The 19392-nt window shown below is 71.1% G+C and carries 15 protein-coding genes; 12 read left to right on the top strand and 3 right to left on the bottom strand.

Going from position 1 to position 19392, the window contains the following annotated elements:
- The first annotated feature begins 169 nt into the window (after positions 1 to 169).
- The gene (locus OG504_RS15560; protein WP_405990377.1) at positions 170 to 865 is read left to right on the top strand and encodes a DUF6215 domain-containing protein; all 696 of its coding nucleotides are present in this window, start codon (positions 170 to 172) and stop codon (positions 863 to 865) included.
- 18 nt (positions 866 to 883) lie between these two features.
- On the opposite strand, the gene OG504_RS15555 is transcribed toward OG504_RS15560, so the two are convergent.
- A complete protein-coding gene (locus tag OG504_RS15555) occupies positions 884 to 1417 on the bottom strand; it encodes a TerD family protein (RefSeq protein ID WP_405990376.1) in 534 nt (177 codons plus the stop codon).
- A gap of 155 nt (positions 1418 to 1572) precedes the next feature.
- On the opposite strand from OG504_RS15555, the gene OG504_RS15550 reads away from it, so the two are divergent.
- From OG504_RS15550 to OG504_RS15540, 3 genes are all read left to right on the top strand, one after another.
- On the top strand, positions 1573 to 2178 hold the full coding sequence (locus OG504_RS15550) for a YdbC family protein (RefSeq protein ID WP_063744493.1): 606 nt from the start codon (positions 1573 to 1575) through the stop codon (positions 2176 to 2178).
- Between the two features lie 140 nt (positions 2179 to 2318).
- Positions 2319 to 2978 (top strand): histidine phosphatase family protein, encoded by a 660-nt coding sequence (locus OG504_RS15545; RefSeq protein WP_366436423.1) that lies wholly within the window; start codon positions 2319 to 2321, stop codon positions 2976 to 2978.
- Positions 2979 to 2990: 12 nt separating this feature from the next.
- Complete coding sequence (locus OG504_RS15540) at positions 2991 to 3932, top strand: ADP-ribosylglycohydrolase family protein (protein WP_405990375.1); 942 nt, start codon at positions 2991 to 2993, stop codon at positions 3930 to 3932.
- 209 nt (positions 3933 to 4141) lie between these two features.
- Here OG504_RS15540 and OG504_RS15535 read toward each other — a convergent pair whose 3' ends face one another.
- On the bottom strand, positions 4142 to 5689 hold the full coding sequence (locus OG504_RS15535; RefSeq protein ID WP_405990374.1) for an MFS transporter: 1548 nt from the start codon (positions 5687 to 5689) through the stop codon (positions 4142 to 4144).
- A gap of 186 nt (positions 5690 to 5875) precedes the next feature.
- Between OG504_RS15535 and OG504_RS15530 the strand changes: the two genes are divergently transcribed.
- From OG504_RS15530 to OG504_RS15520, 3 genes are all read left to right on the top strand, one after another.
- Positions 5876 to 6499: a TetR/AcrR family transcriptional regulator gene (locus tag OG504_RS15530; protein ID WP_405990373.1), complete on the top strand. Its 624-nt coding sequence runs from the start codon at positions 5876 to 5878 to the stop codon at positions 6497 to 6499.
- An 83-nt stretch (positions 6500 to 6582) separates the two neighbouring features.
- Positions 6583 to 7284 carry a ribonuclease HII gene (locus OG504_RS15525; protein ID WP_405990372.1) on the top strand — a complete coding sequence of 234 codons (702 nt, stop codon included), beginning with the start codon at positions 6583 to 6585 and terminating at the stop codon, positions 7282 to 7284.
- 68 nt (positions 7285 to 7352) lie between these two features.
- Entirely contained in the window at positions 7353 to 7994 is a 642-nt protein-coding gene (locus OG504_RS15520) for a hypothetical protein (protein ID WP_405990371.1), read from the top strand.
- A 234-nt stretch (positions 7995 to 8228) separates the two neighbouring features.
- Here the strand turns inward: OG504_RS15520 and OG504_RS15515 are convergent, their stop codons facing one another.
- Positions 8229 to 8864 carry a hypothetical protein gene (locus OG504_RS15515; protein WP_329349201.1) on the bottom strand — a complete coding sequence of 212 codons (636 nt, stop codon included), beginning with the start codon at positions 8862 to 8864 and terminating at the stop codon, positions 8229 to 8231.
- 368 nt (positions 8865 to 9232) lie between these two features.
- Here OG504_RS15515 and OG504_RS15510 point away from each other — a divergent pair, with 368 nt between their 5' ends.
- The 5 genes from OG504_RS15510 to OG504_RS15490 all read left to right on the top strand — a co-directional run bounded on the left by OG504_RS15510 (position 9233) and on the right by OG504_RS15490 (position 19362).
- Positions 9233 to 11392 carry a RecQ family ATP-dependent DNA helicase gene (locus tag OG504_RS15510; RefSeq protein ID WP_405990370.1) on the top strand — a complete coding sequence of 720 codons (2160 nt, stop codon included), beginning with the start codon at positions 9233 to 9235 and terminating at the stop codon, positions 11390 to 11392.
- A gap of 316 nt (positions 11393 to 11708) precedes the next feature.
- Positions 11709 to 13493 carry a DUF4192 domain-containing protein gene (locus tag OG504_RS15505; RefSeq protein WP_405990369.1) on the top strand — a complete coding sequence of 595 codons (1785 nt, stop codon included), beginning with the start codon at positions 11709 to 11711 and terminating at the stop codon, positions 13491 to 13493.
- Between the two features lie 830 nt (positions 13494 to 14323).
- Positions 14324 to 16264: a glycogen debranching N-terminal domain-containing protein gene (locus tag OG504_RS15500; protein WP_405996341.1), complete on the top strand. Its 1941-nt coding sequence runs from the start codon at positions 14324 to 14326 to the stop codon at positions 16262 to 16264.
- A 130-nt stretch (positions 16265 to 16394) separates the two neighbouring features.
- The gene (locus tag OG504_RS15495; RefSeq protein ID WP_405990368.1) at positions 16395 to 17153 is read left to right on the top strand and encodes an NUDIX domain-containing protein; all 759 of its coding nucleotides are present in this window, start codon (positions 16395 to 16397) and stop codon (positions 17151 to 17153) included.
- 91 nt (positions 17154 to 17244) lie between these two features.
- Positions 17245 to 19362 (top strand): ATP-binding cassette domain-containing protein, encoded by a 2118-nt coding sequence (locus OG504_RS15490; protein WP_405990367.1) that lies wholly within the window; start codon positions 17245 to 17247, stop codon positions 19360 to 19362.
- The last annotated feature ends 30 nt before the right edge of the window (positions 19363 to 19392 follow it).

Genomic DNA, 19392 nt, shown 5'->3' with positions numbered 1-19392 from the left:
CAAGGGCATCTGCTTGAAGTGAACTAGCTGGTCAGGGCGGTGGAGTCGGTATCCGGGCTTCACCGCCCTCAGCATGTCCCGGCCCGGGACGAATCCGGTTTCCCAGCGGAACGATCAGCGGTTAATCTCCCTCGACGCGCATAGCGTGCGCACAGGGGAGGGTGGGGGCATGGTCGACAATTCCGTCGAGCCCGAAAAAGGTATGAGGGCGGGGGCCCAGGCAGTCGCGGCGGTGGTCGTGGTCGGGGGTGTCGTAGGCGGTATGTGGGGACTCGGGGGAGTGCTGCCGAAGACGTCGCAGCAGGACAGCAAACCGGCGACCTGCACGGCGAGCACGGACAAGACGCTGCCGGCGAAGTACGTCTCGCCGGCGCAACTCTGCACGGCACTGAACCGCTCGGACCTTCCGGTGCTCCTGGGGACCCCGGACGAGCACGCGGAGACCGCCGGAGGCAGCGCGGGCTGGATGACCCTGGCGGGTGGCACCAAGATCGCCAGCCCGGAGGCCGACGTCGACCTGAAGACGTACTCCGTGCGGCTGTCGGCGTCCTACGACGACGTCCCCGTCGCCCAGGCGGCGCGATATGTGGACTCGACCTCAGAGGTGAAGATGGTCCTGGGGCACCCGGCCCTCCTCTACTCGGACCGGACCATCGCCATCAGCTTCAACCTCGGCGGAGGCAAGGCCAGTACGGGCCCTGGGGGCATTGCCCGCAGCCTGCTGATCTCGACGAGCGCGAAGGACGGCGGCGACTCCTTCGAGATATCCATCTGGCGTCAGGACGACGTGCCGCCCGACGACGAGGCGTTGTTCCGCATCGCCGAGGAGGTGTTGCCGACGGTCCCGGGCTGGACCGCCGGCTGACGCGCCGACCCGATGGGCTCAGGGCTGCTGCGCCCTGCCCATCGTCCTGGTGAAGGTCGCGGGGTCGTCCTCGAAGCCCCGGATGCCGGGATGGAAGTCCCAGCTTCCGGAGTCGTCGCGGACGAACTCCCCGACCGTCGCCGCCGTAGCACCGAGGACGTCACCGAAGTCGTCCTCGATGAGGACGGTGTACCCCTCGCGGATGCGCAGCTTCGGGTTGAGGACATTGACGAACGTGCGGTGGGCGACCCGCTGTTGGATGACGACACCGACCACCACGCGCGCGTACCGGTCGGCGAGCCGGTCGAGTTCCAGCGTCATGACCTCGTCCCAGCCGAAGCCCTTGCCGTCCTTGCTGTCCCGGTTGAGATAGATGGTGCCGTCGGGCGAGCGGCTGTCGAAGTGCACCGCGTACGCGGGAGCGCCGTACAGATCGCCCGCCACATACGTGGTGGCGACGATGTCCAGATCGACGGGCGGCTGCCCGGTGGGACTCGGATCCCACTGGAGCCCGACTTCGGCCTTGCGGATCCCCTTGTTGAGGCCGTTCACCACAGTTCCCCTTCCCCGTTCGCCTCGATCGCGCGCCCCAACTACTGGGCGATCAGCGTTCGTTGTCCATCGTGCCACGCGCGCGGGGGCGCATGCGCCGACGATCTCAGCCGGAGCGTGACCGGCGCCACGCTCCGTGGCCTTACGATGGCGCGGTGCTGGTCAAGTGGATTCGCTGCACCGTGGTGGACCGCCGCGGCTTCGAGCGCGGGCAGCGAAAGTGGGCGGGGCTTCTGGGGGAGCCAGGATTTCGGGGACAGGGGGGAGGCTGGAGCAGAGCGCGGCCGGGGGTGGCACACATTTTCGCGTTCTGGGAAAGCCGTGCCTTCTACGACTCCTTCATGGCCCGATCCCACGACCGGCTGGCGTCGGCCCAGGCGGGCACCTTCAAGGACGCGCAGGTCAAGCTGTTCGACCACCGCTTCGACGTGAAGACCGGCTTCGAACCGCGCTTCACGGACGCGGACCTGGTGCGGGTGGCCCTGTGCCGCGTCCACGAGGAGCGCGCCGAGCACTTCACGCTGATGCAGGAGAAGGTCTGGAACCCGGCGATGGCCGGTTCCCCCGGCATGCTCCGCGGGCTGTTCGGCGAGGCCCCGGGACACGAGTTCATGGTGCTGTCGATGTGGCAGTCGGCCGCCGAGCACGGCAAGTACCGCGCCGAGCGGGTCGAGCGGCTCGCCCTGCGGGCCCAGATCGAGGCGGACATCGATTCCCTCACGGGGGACATCGTCCAACTGGAACCGTCCTGGACGGTTTGAAATCCGAACTGACGTCACCGGCGTCCCACTGTGTGAATCGTGCGCGCCTATGTGGCCCATCGGGCACAATTCGTGTGACCTACGCCGTATGGAGCCCGTACGAGTGCTCGATATGCCGTCACTCGATCTAGGGTTTTGGCATGGCACGACCACGGCGCATCGTCCTTGTCCGGCACGGCGAGTCAACGGGCAATGTTGATGACACTGTGTACGAGCGTGAACCCGACCATTCCCTGGCGCTGACCGACCAGGGCTGGCGACAGGCGGAGGAGACCGGAAAGCGGTTGCGGGAGGTGTTCGGCCGCGAGCGCATCAGCGTGTACGTCTCCCCGTACCGCCGTACGCACGAGACCTTCCGCGCCTTCCACCTCGACCCCGACCTCGTCCGCGTGCGCGAGGAACCCCGGCTGCGTGAACAGGACTGGGGGAACTGGCAGGACCGCGACGACGTACGCCTCCAGAAGGCGTACCGGGACGCGTACGGGCACTTCTTCTACCGCTTCGCCCAGGGCGAGTCCGGCGCCGACGTCTACGACCGGGTGGGCGGCTTCCTGGAGAGCCTGTACCGCAGCTTCGAGGCACCCGACCACCCGCCGAACGTGCTCCTGGTGACACACGGCCTGGCGATGCGGCTGTTCTGCATGCGCTGGTTCCACTGGACGGTCGCGGAGTTCGAGTCGCTGTCGAATCCGGGGAACGCCGAGATGCGGATGCTCGTTCTGGGAGACGACGGCAGGTACGCGCTGGACCGGCCGTTCGACAGCTGGCGAGACCCGGAGCCGTACGGGATCACCGGATAGGGTGGCGGATCGATGATCGCTGACTCCGCTTCCCACACTCCCGACCCTTTTGTCTCTCCCGACTCCCTCGATGCGCGCCTGGACCGCACCCTGGCCAGCCTGCGTGGGCTCGCCGTGGGCGACGCGCTGGGCTCACAGTTCTTCGTCCCCGAGAACCACCCGCTGCTGAAGCGCCGCGAACTGCCTCCGACTCCCTGGCAGTGGACGGACGACACGGAGATGGCGTGCTCCGTGGTCGCCGTCCTGGCTGCTCACCGCCGCATCGACCAGGATGCCCTGGCCCGTTCCTTCGCCGAACGCCATGACTTCGACCGTGGCTACGGCCCAGCGGTCAACCGGCTGCTGCGCCTCGTCCGCGAGGGCGGCGACTGGCGTGAACTGTCCTCCGCGCTCTTCAACGGACAGGGTTCATGGGGCAACGGCGCGGCGATGCGGATCGCACCCCTGGGCGCCTGGTACGCGGACGACCCCGAGCAGGCCACCCACCAGGCGGAGATCTCCGCCTACCCCACGCACCAGCACCGTGAGGCCGTGGTGGGTGCCATGGCCGTCGCCGCGGCCGCGGCGTTGGCCGCGGCACCCGGCGGCCCGCCCAGTGCCGAGGAACTCCTCGACGGCGTCATCGCACTCGTACCGAAGAGCGCCGTAGGCGCGGGCCTGCGGCGCGCCCGGGACATGCTCGACTACGCCGATCCCGGCACCGTCGCGGCTGTACTGGGCTGCGGACGCCGTACGTCCGCTCACGACACGGTCCCCTTCGCGCTCTGGTCGGCTGCGCGCGGCCTCGGCGACTACGAGGGGGCGTTCTGGGCCACCTCCGAGGTCGGCGGGGACGTGGACACCACGTGCGCCATCGTGGGCGGTGTACTCGCCGGCGGGAAGGCGGGGGCGCCGCCCGCCGAGTGGCTGGAGCGGACGGAGGCGCTGCCGGGCTGGGTTCCGACGTCCGTCTGACGTCCTCGCCTCGCCCCTGGGCAGCGCCGCCCGCATCTCGCTGAAACTCTCTGTGCTCGTTGGGAACTCTCCGTGACCGCCCGCCCGTTGTCGTGGCAGTCGCGGTGCGACACGTGAGTCCGCACAGACAGGACACGGCAGTTGGGGGTGTGGTCATGAGGTTTTCGCTGGTGTCCGAGGGTCGGGCCCTGACCTGGCTCGGCCGGCGGTCAGCCGATCCCCGCACCCACCGTGCCCGCGAGGGCGTCCAGGTCACTCTTGCGGACCCGGATCACCAACCAGGCGGTGGCCAGGGCGAGTACGGCCATCGCGGCGGCCGGGACGAAGGCCGTCGCGATGCCGTGCGCGAGCACCTCGTGCCCCCAAGGCGCGGGCAGCTGGTGGGACTTGGAGAACGCCGCCTTCTGTCCCGCCGATCCGTCCGCCAGGAACTTCGGCAGCTGCTTCTTCGCCTCGTTCTTGCTGGCCGAGCCGAACACCGTGGTCAGGATGGACAGACCGAGCGAACCGCCCACCTGCTGCATGGCGTTGAGCAGCGCGGAGGCCGCGCCCGCCTCGTGCTGGGCGACACCGGAGACGGCGGTCACCGTCAGCGTCACAAAGTTCAGGCCCATCCCGAAGCCGAACACGAGCATGGGGCCGAGCACTCCGCCGACGTACGAACTGTCCGAGCTGATGAGGGTCTGCCAGGCCAGCCCGATCACCGCGAGCGTCGAGCCCATGAGCATGAAGGGCCGTGGCCCGAGCACCGGCAGGAACCGCTGGGACAGCCCCGCGCCGGCCGCGATCACGACCGTCACCGGCAGGAAGGCGAGGCCCGCCTGGATCGGGGTGTACCCCAGCACGTTCTGCACGAAGAGCACGATGTAGAAGAACATCCCGAACATCGCGGCGGCCAGGCTCAGCATGATCACGTAGGTGCCCGAGCGATTGCGGTCGGCGAACATCCTGAGCGGGGTGATCGGTTCCTTGGCCCGGGACTCGGTGATCACGAAGGCCAGCAGCAGGACGATCGCCGCGACGAAGGAGCCGATGGTCAGGCTGTCGCGCCATCCCTTGTCCGCCGCGCGGATGAAGCCGTAGACGAGGGAGGCCATGCCCGCCGTCGAGGTCAGCGCGCCCGCGATGTCGAAGCGGGCGGTGTGCCGTTCGGACTCGTTGATGTACAGCGGTGTGAGCACCGCGATCAGGACGCCGATCGGCAGGTTGACGAAGAACACCCAGCGCCAGTCGAGCCACTCGGTGAGCATGCCGCCCGCGAGCAGTCCGATCGCGCCGCCGCCCGCCGAGACCGCGGCGAAGACTCCGAACGCCCTGTTCCGCTCCGGCCCTTCGGGGAACGTGGTGGTGATGAGTGCCAGCGAGGTGGGCGACGCGATCGCGCCACCCATGCCCTGCAGGACGCGCGCGGCCAGCAACTGCCAGGGTTCCTGGGCGAGACCGCCGAGCAGCGAAGCGAAGGTGAAGAGCAGGATGCCGGTGGTGAACACCCGCCGCCGGCCGAGGATGTCACCGGCCCGGCCGCCGAGAAGCAGCAGGCCACCGAAGGTGAGCGTGTAGGCGCTGACGACCCAGGTGAGGTCGGTGGTGCTGAAACTGAGTGCGGCTTGAATGTGCGGGAGAGCGATGTTCACAATCGTCGCGTCGAGTACCACCATGAGTTGACAGGCCGCGATGACCGCGAGCGCGATGCCGGGATGCCCCTCCCGGCGGGCCGCTCCTGGCTTGGGGTGCTGAATCAACTGAGAGGTTGTCACTATGGGTCCCCCACAAGTGTGTTAGTGAACGCTCGCGTTCACTGCCGCGTCAACGGTAGTGAGTCCCCGACAGTGAACGCAAGCGTTCACTTAACTCGCCTTCGTGCGGCACGTCCCCGTCGCTGCCGCGTGACGCATCCCCGATCCCCGGAATCCCCCATTCCACTGCTCGCTGGAGAAACTCAGATGGTTACTTCGGGCTGGACGGCCGCCCCCGCTCGGACGGCCTCCCTCCGCCGCCGCGGCGCCGTGCTCGAACGCGCGATCCTGGAGGCCGCGCTGGAGCAACTAGGCACGGTCGGATGGAACGCCCTCACGATGGAAGGCGTTGCCGCCGGCGCCCAGACGGGCAAGGCCGCCGTCTACCGGCGCTGGTCCTCGAAGGAGGATCTCGTCGCGGACGCGTTGCAGGCCGGGCTGCCGCGTCTGGACGAGGCGCCCGACCTGGGAAACGTGCGCGAGGATCTGCTGGCGCTGTGCATGCGGGCGCGCGACGCGATGTTCTCGCGCCCTGGATTCGCCCTGCGCGCGGTGATTCACGAATGCGACACCGTGCAGGCGGAACGCTTCCACGGCGTGATCACCGAAGGGGTCGTAGAGCCGACGATCCGACTGCTTCGCGAGGCCATCAACCGTGGAATAGAGCGAGGTGAGGTCCGGTCCGACGCGTCCAACGGCTACGTCATCGATGCCATCCCGGCGATGATGATGTACCGCTCGAAGATGTGCGGCAGCGAATGGGCCGACCGTGAAATCGAGGAAATGATCGACCAGTTGATGCTTCCGCTGCTCCGGCCCGGCGGTGTGTGAAGCCGGATCGGAGCGGTCTTCGGGGGGCTTGGGGAAACCCGGGTGTCGCAGAGGGGGTCCGGGCGGCGTACCCTGAGCACGCCATGCCGTACGAACCACCCACTCACACCGTCGAGCGCTCACTCCGCGCCACGACCGGGGCCAAGGTCATTGCCGGCGTCGACGAGGTGGGGCGCGGTGCGTGGGCCGGCCCCGTCACCGTCTGCGCGGCGGTCACCGGACTGCGCCGCCCCCCCGAAGGCCTCACCGACTCCAAGCTCATCGCGGTCAGACGACGCACCGAACTCGCCGAAGAACTCCGCAAGTGGGTCTCGGCGTACGCCCTGGGACACGCCTCCCACGAAGAGATCGACGACCTGGGGATGACGGCCGCGCTGCGGCTCGCCGCAGTGCGTGCTCTGGAGGCCTTGCCCGTTCGCCCCGACGCGGTCATCCTCGACGGGAAGCACGATTACCTTGGGGACCCCTGGCGGGTCCGTACGGTGATCAAGGGCGACCAGTCGTGCGTGGCGGTCGCGGCCGCTTCGGTGATCGCCAAGGTTCAGCGCGACAAAATGATGGCCGAACTGGGCCTCGACCATGCAGACTTCGCTTTCGCGGCCAACGCCGGGTATCCCTCACCCGTGCACAAGGCCGCACTGGAGGAGCGGGGCCCCACCCCGTACCACCGGTTGTCGTGGGCGTATCTTGATGCGCTGCCCCAGTGGCGGCACCTCAAGAAGGCCCGCAGTTGGGCGGAGGGAAACGTTCCGAAGATCGAGGGCCAGCTCGGTTTCGACTTCTGACCGTTCCGCTCGCACTCATGTGCCACCCGCTGCCGCAAGCCGCACCAGCGTTTGATAAAAATCAGCTCATGCCTCTCATTCCCGAGGAGCCTCAGATTCACGAGAGTGCCCAGGGTCCCAGCGTCACTCCGGCCAGTGGCCGCGTCGCGCCGACCCCCCGCCCTGTACCCGGCCCCCGCCCTGCGGCGCCGTCGCGTCCCGGTCGCCCCGGCCCCCTGCGGCCCACGGCGCCGGCGCAACGTACGCCGCGTGATGTGGCCGTGGCCAAGCCCGGACCCTCGGGTCCGGCTGTCCCCGTCTCCTCCGACACCGCTGTGGCGACCCCGCAGATCCAGCTGATCCCGGCCTCGGCCGAGGGTGCGCTGGACGCTGCCGAGGAAGCCGTGGACCTGCTTCTGGAGTCGGGCCGTGCCCCCGGTGACGTGCTGGTGATCACTACCGGCGAACCGCACCCGTGGGCCGCCCACGAACTGTCCTTCGGTGAAGCCTCCTACTGGGCGCAGCACGACGCGCGCGACGACGTCTTCTACGCGGACGCCGCCGTCGTGGGCCGGGCGGCGTCCCGTCCCGTCGTCGTGGTCGCCGTCAACGGAGGCGAAGCCGCCGTTGCCACCACCGCCCTGCCCCTGGCCCTCGGCCGGGCCGGCACCCTGCTGATCGTCTGCGGCGACCCGCAGCAGATCAACTCGGTGCTGGGCGCGGGCGTCTGAGCCGTTCCGGGAACGCCCGGAAGGCTCTCGGAGGGCGACGACGGTCAGGTGAACGTCGTCGCGACGGTCTGTGCACGGTGACGCGTCCGGCGTGCGCGGATTTCCGGCGCGGTCGGTGAAGTGTGCCTGCTGCGGCTGTACTTGTGCCCCGTGACCGGAGCGTGGGCGACTCAGTGTCGTAACGACTCCGCAGTGGCAGGACCGTGCGGTCCGGGCGCGGAGCCCGGACCGGTTTCAGCGGGCCGCGGCGCGGCGCAGGACCTCCGAGGCGGCGCCGCCGGTGCGGGGCAGCAGGGGCGGTACCTCGGACATGGCGAAAGGTTCCGGCGCGGAGTCCGCGCTGGGCCTACGGCCGCCGCGTCCCTCGCCGAGCACCTGCCAGCCGTCGCGGGTCAGTGTGATGTAGGCCCCGCAGCGCAGCCCGTGCAGGGTGCAGGCGTCGCGCAGCCCCCACATCCAGGCGCCGTCCTCCTCCGTCCAACGCGCGTCGCCCTCACGGCAGTAGAGCAGCACGGCCGTACGCACCGGGGTACGGCGGCGCAGATCGTGCGGGATGACGCGGCGCAGCTGCGCGAGCAGCGCGTTGCGGAACATCCAGCCGTCGGCCGGGGCGGACCGCCGGACGAACGAGGCGCTCGCGAGCAGCCGCTCGTCCGGATCGAGGACGGCCACGATCGCGGTCGCCGGTCTCGGACGGTGCCGGGAGTGCAGCCCGCTGACGACCTCGCGGGGATTGCGCAGCAACGGGATTCCGGCGGCGGCCCATTCGGAGGGCTCGAGCAGACGGGCCAGGGGGTTGGCGGAAGCGGCGGACAGGTCGGCTGACGTCGACGTGGATGCCGCGGAGGACGGAGCGAATCCGAAGGTCACGGTCCTCCCTTCGGCTACGCGCCCACACTTTGGGCGGGGTCGGATTCGGGGGAGCGCACACCGCAGCAGAGCCCTACCGGATCACGGACGAGCCGTGCGGGGAGCGGACTCCAATTCTTGCTGTCGAACTGGGATGCGGCAACGAGCAAATGGGGCCACAGACCCTTATCTGACGGTCTGTGGCTTATATCCCTACCCAATGCGTCACTCGGCAACGCCTGGGACGTTCGGGCACGACACTTTCGTACGCCATTGAGGTGCGGAAGGTCCAGAGGGAGCCGGTCGGCCCGGGTGCGGGACAGGGGTCCGCGCGCTGCGTCGCGGCGGGGGATTGGGCTGTTGTCAGTGGCGTGCGGTTGCATGGGGGTATGAGCAACCAGGAGCTGCGTGCCGAAGCCGACGCCATCCTCGCCGAGCTGGTCGGTGATCAGAGCGGTACGGCGCGGCTGCGCGAGGACCAGTGGCAGGCGGTGGCGGCCCTGGTGGAGGAGCGTCGGCGCGCGCTGGTGGTGCAGCGCACCGGCTGGGGCAAGTCGGCGGTCTACTTCGTCGCCACCGCCCTGCTGCGCCGGCGCGGCGCCGGTCCTACGGTGATCATCTCGCCGCTGCTCGCGCTGATGCGCAACCAGGTCGAGTCGGCGGCGCGGGCCGGTATCCGGGCGCACACGATCAACTCGGCCAACCCCGAGGAGTGGGACAACATCTACGGAGAGGTCGAACGGGGCGAGACCGACGTCCTCCTGGTGAGCCCGGAGCGGCTGAATTCCGTCGACTTCCGCGACCAGGTGCTGCCCAAGCTCGCCGCTACGACCGGCCTCCTGGTGGTCGACGAGGCGCACTGCATCTCCGACTGGGGACACGACTTCCGCCCCGACTACCGCAGGCTGCGGGCGATGCTGGCCGAACTGCCCGCCGGCGTACCGGTGCTGGCCACGACCGCGACCGCCAACGCGCGCGTGACGGCCGATGTGGCCGAGCAGTTGGGCACGGGCGCCGGGGAGGCACTGGTGCTCCGCGGCCCCCTGGAGCGGGAGAGCCTCCGGCTCGGAGTGGTCCAACTGCCGGACGCCGCCCACCGTTTGGCCTGGCTCGCCGAGCACCTGGACGAACTGACCGGCTCCGGGATCATCTACACGCTCACCGTGGCCGCCGCCGAGGAAGCCACCGCCTTCCTGCGCCAACGCGGCTTCAAGGTGGCCTCGTACACCGGGAAGACGGAGAACGCCGACCGTCTGCAGGCCGAGATCGACCTCCAGGAGAACCGCGTCAAGGCCCTGGTCGCCACCTCGGCGCTGGGCATGGGCTACGACAAGCCGGACCTGGGCTTCGTCGTCCACCTCGGCTCGCCCTCCTCGCCGATCGCCTACTACCAGCAGGTGGGCCGTGCGGGTCGCGGTGTGTCCCACGCCGACGTGCTGCTCCTGCCCGGCCGCGAGGACGAGGCCATCTGGCGCTACTTCGCCGATACGGCCTTCCCGCCCGAGACGCAGGTCAGGCAGACCCTCTCGGCCCTCGCCGACGCCGGACGGCCACTGTCCGTGCCCGCTCTGGAGACGGCTGTCGACCTACGGCGCAGCCGCCTGGAGACGATGCTGAAGGTCCTGGACGTCGACGGCGCGGTCAAGCGTGTGAAGGGCGGCTGGGCGGCCACGGGCGCGGAGTGGATGTACGACGCCGAGCGGTACACCTGGGTGGCCAAGCAGCGCGCGGCCGAGCAGCAGGCCATGCGCGACTACGTGAGCACGTCCCAGTGCCGGATGGAGTTCCTGCGCCGGCAGCTGGACGACGAAGGCGCGGTGCCGTGCGGCCGTTGCGACAACTGCGCGGGCGCCTGGATCGATTCCTCCGTCTCCGCGGAGACGTTGACGGGGGCGACGAAGGAACTGGACCGCCCGGGCGTGGAGGTCGAGCCGCGCCGGATGTGGCCGACCGGGATGGCCGCGCTGGGTGTCGAACTCAAGGGCCGTATCCCGGCCAAGGACCAGTGCTCCACGGGACGTGCCCTGGGGCGGCTCTCGGACATCGGCTGGGGCAACCGGCTGCGCCCGTTGCTGGCCGAGAACGCGCCCGACGGCCCGGTCCCCGACGACGTCCTGAAAGCCGCGGTGGCGGTCCTCGCCGACTGGGCGCGCTCTCCGGGCGGTTGGGCACCGAATGTCGCGGACGCCTCCGCCCGGCCCGTGGGCGTCGTGTCCGTACCGTCCCTGGGCCGCCCGCAATTGGTCGGCTCCCTCGCCCAGGGCATCGCGACCATCGGCCGCCTCCCCCTCTTGGGCACCCTGACGTACACCGGACCCGACGGCACGCACGCGGCACGTCGCAGCAACTCGGCCCAACGCCTCAGGGCACTGTCCGACGCCTTCACCGTCTCCGGGGAACTGGCCGACGCCCTGGCCGCCTCTCCCGGCCCTGTCCTGCTCGTGGACGACTACACCGACTCGGGCTGGACGCTCGCGGTCGCTGCCCGACTGCTCCGCCGGGCAGGCAGCGAACAGGTGCTTCCGCTGGTCCTGGCCGCGGCGGGCTGAGGTCTCGTTTTCGGGATCCTTGTCGTAGGCGGCATGCGGTCGGAGTGATGGCGGCCTGCGGGTGTGGTGATTCGTGCTGGGCCGGGGCGCGCTTCGATGGCACGGAAGTGCCTCGGCCGGGGCGGGCTTTGGTTGCGGCGACCGCATCACCCCGGCCGCCCCCTCCCCGCGGGGCGATCACGCGATCGCGGAGGGCGGTCCGGATCTCCCGGTCAGCTGGGCCGACTTGGCCTTGCCGAACCTCATGTGGCGTGTCCCTGACCGGACTTATCCACAGGCTCAAGCGGAACTTCGTAATCCGCGAGATCGTCGATGTATGACGAACCACGGCGAAACGACCGGATCTGCCGAAAACGGCGACATCGACCCGACCGCGTACGAACGACACGGCGCCGAGCACCAGGTCACCCTGCGCTCGCCTGCCGAACTCGCCGACGCCCTGCCCTATCTGCTCGGGTACCGCCCCGAGGACAGCATCGTTCTCGTCGCCCTGCACGATCGAGGCGGCCGGGGCCGGTTCGGCGGCAGGGCTCGGCTCGGCATTCCCGCCGGCGCCGACGACTGGGCTTCCGTGGCACGGCAGTTGGCCCACGGCCTGGTGACCGGCAGCGAGCGCAGGGGAACCCGGCCCGAGCAGATGATCGCCTACGTCTGTCAGGAACCGGCGCCGGGAGAGTCGGGGCGCCAGGTCATGGAACGCCTGCGCCCGCTCGTGCAGAAGCTGCGCACCGAGTGCGGCCGCCTCGACGTGACCGTGATCGAGGCGCTCTGCATCTCGGACGGCCGCTTCTGGTCCTACTGCTGCCCGATCGAGGGGTGTTGCCCGGTCGACGGAACCCCGATGGGCCTGCCCGGCACCTCCGTACTGGCCGCTGCGGCGACCTACGCGGGACTCCAGGTGCGCGGGACGCTGAGGGAGTTGCGGGCCAGGCTGCAGCCCTGGGAGACGGCTATGGCGCTCAAGCAGGAAGTTGCCCTGGACGCCGCCGGTATGACCCTGGTTCCCCGGATCCTCGATGACGCCAGCCGGGCGGACGTGGCGCAGGAGACCTTGGATCTGGCCCAGCGGATCATGAGGCGATTCGCCGCGGCACCGCATGTGTCCGGTGCCCTCCACTCGGACTTCCGCGACGACGCACTGCTCGCCCACGACGAAGCAGCCACGTTGATCCTCGGCCTCCAGGACCGTACGACCCGCGACCGCGCCGCCGAGTGGATGGAGGGCGACGACGCGGTACCGGCTCTGCGCCTGTGGCGCGCGTTGGCCCGCCGCTGCGTCGGACCGTACGGCGAACACGCCGCGGCTCCTCTCACGCTGGCCGGCTGGGTCGCCTGGTCGACCGGCGACGACCTGGAGGCCAGGGAGGCCCTGGCCATGGCCCTGGGCGTGGACCCCGACTACCTGTTCGCCCACCTCTTGCACCAGGCATGCAACGAGGGGCTGGATCCGGAGTCGATCCGGCGGTGTCTGCGCGCGGAGCGGGTGGGGCGGACGGGGGTTACGGAAGGTGAAGAGGTGACGGGCGCCGGGAGGGTGACGGGAGTTGGAAGCGCTACAGGAGCCGGAGGGGCGGCGGGAGTTGGAGGAGCGGTCGGCATTGGAGAGATGACCGGAGTCGGGGGAGCGGCGGGCGCCGGAGAGGTGACGGGCGCTGGAGGGTCTGCGGGCATCGGAGATGTGACGGAAGTTGGAAGCACGGCGGGAGCTGGAGGAGCGAAGGGAGTTGGAAGGACGGCCGGAGTTGGAGAGGCAACGCACGCTGGGGGGCTGGTCGGCGGCGCGGCGGCCGCTGACGCTTCCGCACAGCACGGCGCGAGCGGTCCCGGCGACGGCCCGACACCGGAGGCTGCCTCGCCCGCAGCCCCCCGTCGTCGGCGACGCCCCCGTACCGCCGACGGAGCCGAGGGTCGTCCCCGCACCTCCGGGACGGACGGCCGCCGATCCGGGACCGACGGATCCCGCCCGCGTACACCGGCACAGGGCACCGCACGCCCCGGCAGCACACGGCCGCGTACCTCTCGGAAGGCCGATTCGCGGCGCTACGACACCTGCCCGGAGGCACCCCAGCCGGGGAGCAACGGCATTGAGGGGGACGGGTGATCAAGGGTTGGGGGAGTGGCAGGCAACCCCGCCGGTCGAGTGGTCGGCCCGGTGTGTTCGGAGCCTGGTTCCACGCTTGGTTCCACCGGGGCGTCCGGTTGCCGACGGTGACTCCTCAAGCGGTCAGCGTCCCCAGCGCGCGGGCTGACCGCGAACTCGCTGCTGGACTTGCCGAGGTGCACGCGGCGCGAGAATCGGGCGCATGCGGCCGACGGGCCGTGCGCCGGTTCGGCGGCCACCGGGATCGGGTGACCGGCGCCGGCTGTCCGCCCCCTCCGCCGCGCCGCCATTCGGTCGGCTTCCCAGGCCGCAGGCGTGACCACGGGGAGTCCGGCTCCGTTCACCTGAGTGGCGGAACGCCTGAACGGGTCGTGTCGCCGGACAGCCCTTGTCCTCCCGGAACCGTCCATCCGGCGCCGCACACGTCTGAGGCGCACAGAGCGCAGAAGAAGCCGCCCATGCACCAGCCGACTCCGCCCTCCGCCGCCGGCGACCACCCTGCCTCCGGTGTCCCCGAGCCGGGCCCGAGCCGGGGTACCGACTCATCGCCGCCGTACGGGAGTACGAGCCCGTCACAGCCGTACCGCGGCACCAGTTCCGCACCGCCATACACAGGCACCGCCGATCCCGAGCATCCGCCGCAACCGTCCCATCCGCCGGCAGAAGGGTGGGCGCCCGGCCAGATCCGCCGCCCACCCCCACCCCCGCCCGCATCCCCACGCCAGTCTCCTCCCATCTCCCCACGCCGCTCGTCTTCCATCTCCCCGCCTCAAAGCCCTCCACCACACGCGTCACCCCCGTCCCGCCCGACGCCCCGCCGCTCCCTCGAACTGCCCCCCACCCACACCACCCTGATCTGCGTAGCCCTCCCGGGCCTTGTCGTCTCCACCGAGCAAGGGCAGCTGAACGGCCGGGGGTTGGAGGGGTTCTACCGCGCGGGGCGACGCGTGCTCTCCCGCTGTCAGCTGCGGGTGGCCGGACGGGAACCACTGGCGGTGCAGGCCAGGATGACGGCGGCCGACCGTGCCCGTTTCGTGGGGACCATGCGGGTCTCCCTGGACTGCGGCCCGGACCCGGACCTCGTCGTCGAGCGGACCCGGCACGCCGACGGCACGGAGCGCATCACCCTGCGCAGCGTCTCCTGGCGCCCGCTGCGCCTGCCGGTCGAGGTGGCGCTCGGCACCGACATGGCCGATCTGGGCGCGATCGCCGGAGGCAGCTCAGGACCCGAACTGCCCGCCAGCGTCCACGACTCGGGCCTGCGCTGGTCCGGCCCCACCGGCAACTCGGCGGTCACGGCCGACCCACCGCCCACCGACGCCCTGGCTTCCGCGGGGCTCCTGCGCTGGGAGTTCGAACTGCCACCGGGCGGCACGGTGAGCGTGGAACTCCGGGTACGGCCGGACGGCGCGGGACCGATCCGGGCGGTGGGCCACGGCGCGACGAGTCCCCTGGCCTCCGCACGGGCCACCGGCGACGACCCCCGAGTCCACGTACTCCTGCGGACCAGCGTCGAGGACCTTCAGGCACTCCTGCTGCGCGACCCCACCCACCCCTCCGACACCCATCTCGCGGCCGGGGCACCCTGGCGCTGCGGCCTGGCGCCGGCGGAGTCGCTCACGGCGGCACGGATGACGCTGCCTCTCGGTACGCGGCTCGCCGCGGGCACACTGCGGATCCTCGCGCGCAGCCAACGCCAGCGCGCCGGAGCGCAGTTGGGCCTGATTCCCGGACCGCGGCGGGACGCCGGCGCCCATCTGCCGCCGAGCTGCACGGGGACCGAGGCGACCCTGCTCTTCCCGGTGCTGCTCGCGGAGGCCCGCCGCTGGGGGCTCCCGGAACAGGAGACACGGGAGTTACTCCCGGCCGCCGAGCGCTGTCTGACCTGGCTGCGGACCACCGTGGGCGACGGCACGTACCTGCGCGACCCGCACCCGGGCGGCCCCGTCCGCTGCGAGACACAGGCCCACGCCCACCGGGCGGCGCTGCTCGGTGCCGATCTGCTCGACGCGTTCGGCAGACCCGGCGGCGCGGAACTGCGGCAGTGGGCCCAGGAGTTGCGCACCGCCTTCCGCGCGGACTTCTGGATCGGGGACCTGGGCGGCGGCCGCCCGGCAGCGGCCCGGTCTCCGGACGGACGTCTCGTACCGCACCTCGGCGCGACCGCGGCCCACCTCCTGGACACCGGTCTCTTGGGTGGCGGCGAGTACGCGCCCGGCCTGCTCGACAGAGTGCGGGCCGAACAACTCGCGCGGCTGCTCGGCGCCCCGGCCATGGACTCGGGCTGGGGACTGCGCGGCCTGGGCGTGAAGGAACCGGGATACAGCCCGTTCAGTCACCGGGGCGGAGCCGTGCGAGTGGCGGAGACGGCGATCGCGGTCGCAGGCCTGGCCGCCGCCGCGTACGAGCAGGAGGCGACCGCCCTGCTGAAGGGCGTCCTCGCCGCGGCCGAGGCGTTCGGGCACCGGCTCCCCGAGATGTATGCGGGCGAGCAGCGCATGGGCGGGAGCGCTCCCCTTCCGCACCCTGCGGCCTGCCGCCCGGCGGCCACGGCGGCGGCCGCCGGAGTACTGCTGCTGACCACCCTCGCGGGCATCCGCCCCGACGCCCCCGCCCGCACGGTCACCCTCCGCCCGGTCCGCAGCGCGCCCCTGGGCGAGATCGGCCTCACCGGGCTGCGGATCGCGGGCGCCCCCTTCTCCGTACGGGTCGGCCGTCTCGGCGTCGCCATGGTCGAAGAGGCGGCCGACGGCCTGCAATTGGGAGCGTGACCTCGGGGGAGGCCGTATCGAGGGACGGCCGGAGGCGGTGGGCGGGCCGCACATCGCACCGGAGTGGATCAGTCACGGCGGTACCGACGAAGGGAGTGTTTATCGTCAGGCAGACGACTATGATCGCCGCATGTCCTACGACCCGTCAGCGTATCCGCCCTTCGCCGTCACCGTGGACCTGGTCGTGCTGACCGTGCGCCGCCATGCTCTGTGCGGGCTGGCGGTACGCAGGGGCGAGCCGCCGTTCCAGGGGCGCTGGGCGCTGCCAGGCGGCTTCGTGCGGGCCGACGAGGATCTGTCGCAGGCCGCCGCACGCGAACTGGCCGAGGAGACGGGACTGCGCGCCCACGACCCCGGCGTTCCCGCCCAGGACAACGGAGCACATCTGGAGCAGCTCGCCACCTACGGCGACCCCAAGCGCGACCCGCGGATGCGCGTCGTCAGCGTCGCCCACCTCGCGCTCGCTCCCGACCTGCCCGCACCCCGCGCCGGTGGCGACGCCAGCAATGCGCGCTGGGCGCCCGTCGAAGAGCTGCTGCAGCAGGGCGGGTTCGGCCGCGACGGCGACCCGGTGGCACCGCTCGCCTTCGACCACACCCAGATCCTGTCCGACGGGGTGGAGCGCGCCCGTTCGAAGATCGAGTACTCGTCCCTGGCCACGGCGTTCTGCCCCACCGAGTTCACCGTCGGTGAGCTGCGCCGCGTCTACGAGGCGGTGTGGGGCGTGGCGCTCGACCCGCGCAACTTCCATCGCAAGGTGACCGGCACGCCCGGCTTCCTCGTCCCGACGGGCGGTACGACGACCCGTCAGGGCGGCCGCCCGGCGCAGTTGTTCCGGGCCGGCGGGGCCACGCTGCTCAACCCGCCGATGCTGCGCCCCGAGGTGTGACGCCGTAGCACTCCGACCGAGGCGATCAACCGTTGCCGAGCGGGCCGTTCGGTGCCCGGAAAAACGGACATAGCGCGCTATCTTGCTGTGGGTGATCCAGGCCTTCGGACTGACCAGCAACGCCCGCAAGGAGCATCCGCCCGCCGTCGACGACGTCTCCTTCGAGGCACGTGCGGGCCGTGTCACCGCACTCCTCGGAGCACCGGGCGCGGGAAAGACGGCCGCGCTCAGACTCATGCTCGAACTCCAACAGGGGCGTGGAATCACCTACTTCAGGGGCCGCCCCCTGCACCGCATCGCCCACCCGTCGCGCGAGGTCGGCGTGCTCCTGGGCGATGTGCCGGGTCATCCGGCCCGATCGGTCCGCGGCCACCTCCGGATGCTGTGCGCCGCGGCGGGCGTCCCAGCCCGGCGCGCCGACGAGGTCCTCGAAGTGGTCGGCATCGTCAGCCTGCGTGACGAACGCCTCGACAGCCTCGCGCGCGGCATGGACCGCCGCCTCGGCCTCGCCTGCGCCCTGCTGTCCGACCCGCACACACTCGTGCTGGACGAACCCGCGGACGCCCTCTCCGCCCGCGAAAGTCGTTGGCTGTACGGCATGCTGCGCGCGCACGCGGCCCAGGGCGGCACGGTCCTGTTCACCACCGCCGACCCCAAGGAGGCAGCCCGCAGCGCCGACCGGGTCGTCACCCTGGAGCAGGGCAGACTCGTCGCCGACCAGGAGGCCGGAGACTTCGCCCGCACCCGGCTGCGCCCCCGCGTCGCCGTCCGCAGCCCCCACGCCAACCGCCTCGCAGCCCTCCTCACCAAGGAGGCCCGCACCGCACACCGCTCCGTGGAAGTCGTACGGGAGGACGGCAACCGCCTTTCCGTGTACGGCAGTACATGCGCCGACGTCGGCGAGACGGCGTTCCGGCACGACATCCTCGTCCACCAACTCGCGGACGAGATCGGGGACATGGGACCGGGCGCCGGAACGACCCTCCGAGATGAGATGGATCCCGTCGGCGAGCCGCGCGTGTCGGACGGCCCGTCGACAGCCGAGATGCCATCGCCCCGCACGGACATGCCACTTGCCGAGCCGCCGACGCGACTCACAGATACGCCGCCCGCCGAACCGCCGACGCCTCCCACTGCCGTGCTGCCTGCCGATACCCCACAGCCCCGCACCGCCGCGCCGCTCGCTCACAGTCTCCAGCCGCCCACCGCTGAGCCGCCGGCCGTCGCCGAAGAACCGGAATCCGCCGCCGAACCCGACCCGCCGCACGTGGCCCCCGCAACCGCTGCAAGCACCCCCACCACAAACTCCCGCCTGGTCCCCCTCACCGACCCCGAGGAGTCGGCCGGCACCCGTCCACGCGCGCGTGCCCCACGCCCCTCCCAAGCACTCACGCCGGACGCCCTGTCCCCGCTCCCGCCCCCCATCTCCGTCCGCTCCGCCCCCAGCCCGCTGCGCCCGCTCCGCTACGAGCTGCGTCGGGCCGCCGGTATCGGCACCGGGTTCCTCACCGGAGCCGCCGTACTCGTCGTGTCCGCTCTCACCGCGCTGCTGTTGGCCCGCATCGGGCACACCCCGCAGCCGCGTCTCCTGGCCGCGTGGCCGCGGGAGTTGCCCCTGCCGCCCGCGGCGCTCGGTGCGGGGCTGCTCGGCGCGTTCGCGTTCGGTGACGAGTTCCGCCACCCCGCCCTGGCGGCGGACCGCGGCACCGTGCCCCGGCGGATGGGGCTGCTCCTCGCGAAGCTCCTCGTCTCCGCCGCCACCGCGCTGCTGCTGGCGTTCCTCACGGTGGGCTGCGACGCCGAAGTGCTCTATCTCGTCTACGGACGGGAGCTAGCGCAAGTTCCCGCTGACTGGCTTTCGACGGGCGCGAGTTGGATCGGCCTGGTCGTCGGCTGCGCCTGGGCCGGTGTGCTGGCCGCGGGCATCTTCCGGTCCACCACGGCCGGGCTCGCCGCGGTGGTCGCCGTACCGATCCTCGTCGTACCCCTCGTGCACAAGGCGTTGGAAGGGCCGGCCGTGCGGACCGCGGAAGGTTTCCCGATGCGGATGCGGAAGGTGTTGCTGCTGCAGTGGCCCTTCGGGGGAGAGCGTTACCTGTCCGCGGCGGCGCGGGTGATCGCCCAACCCGTGGGCGGGGCACTGGCGTTGTCGCTGACCGGTCTGCTCTGCGCGTATCTGCTCACGACTCTGCGGAGCAGGGTCCGATGACGACCGTCCTCAACCCTGAGGGTGCCGCTC

This window comes from Streptomyces sp. NBC_00986 (assembly GCF_045162565.1).
In the GTDB taxonomy this organism is placed as follows: domain Bacteria; phylum Actinomycetota; class Actinomycetes; order Streptomycetales; family Streptomycetaceae; genus Streptomyces.
This window is presented reverse-complemented; position numbering and strand designations above follow the sequence as displayed.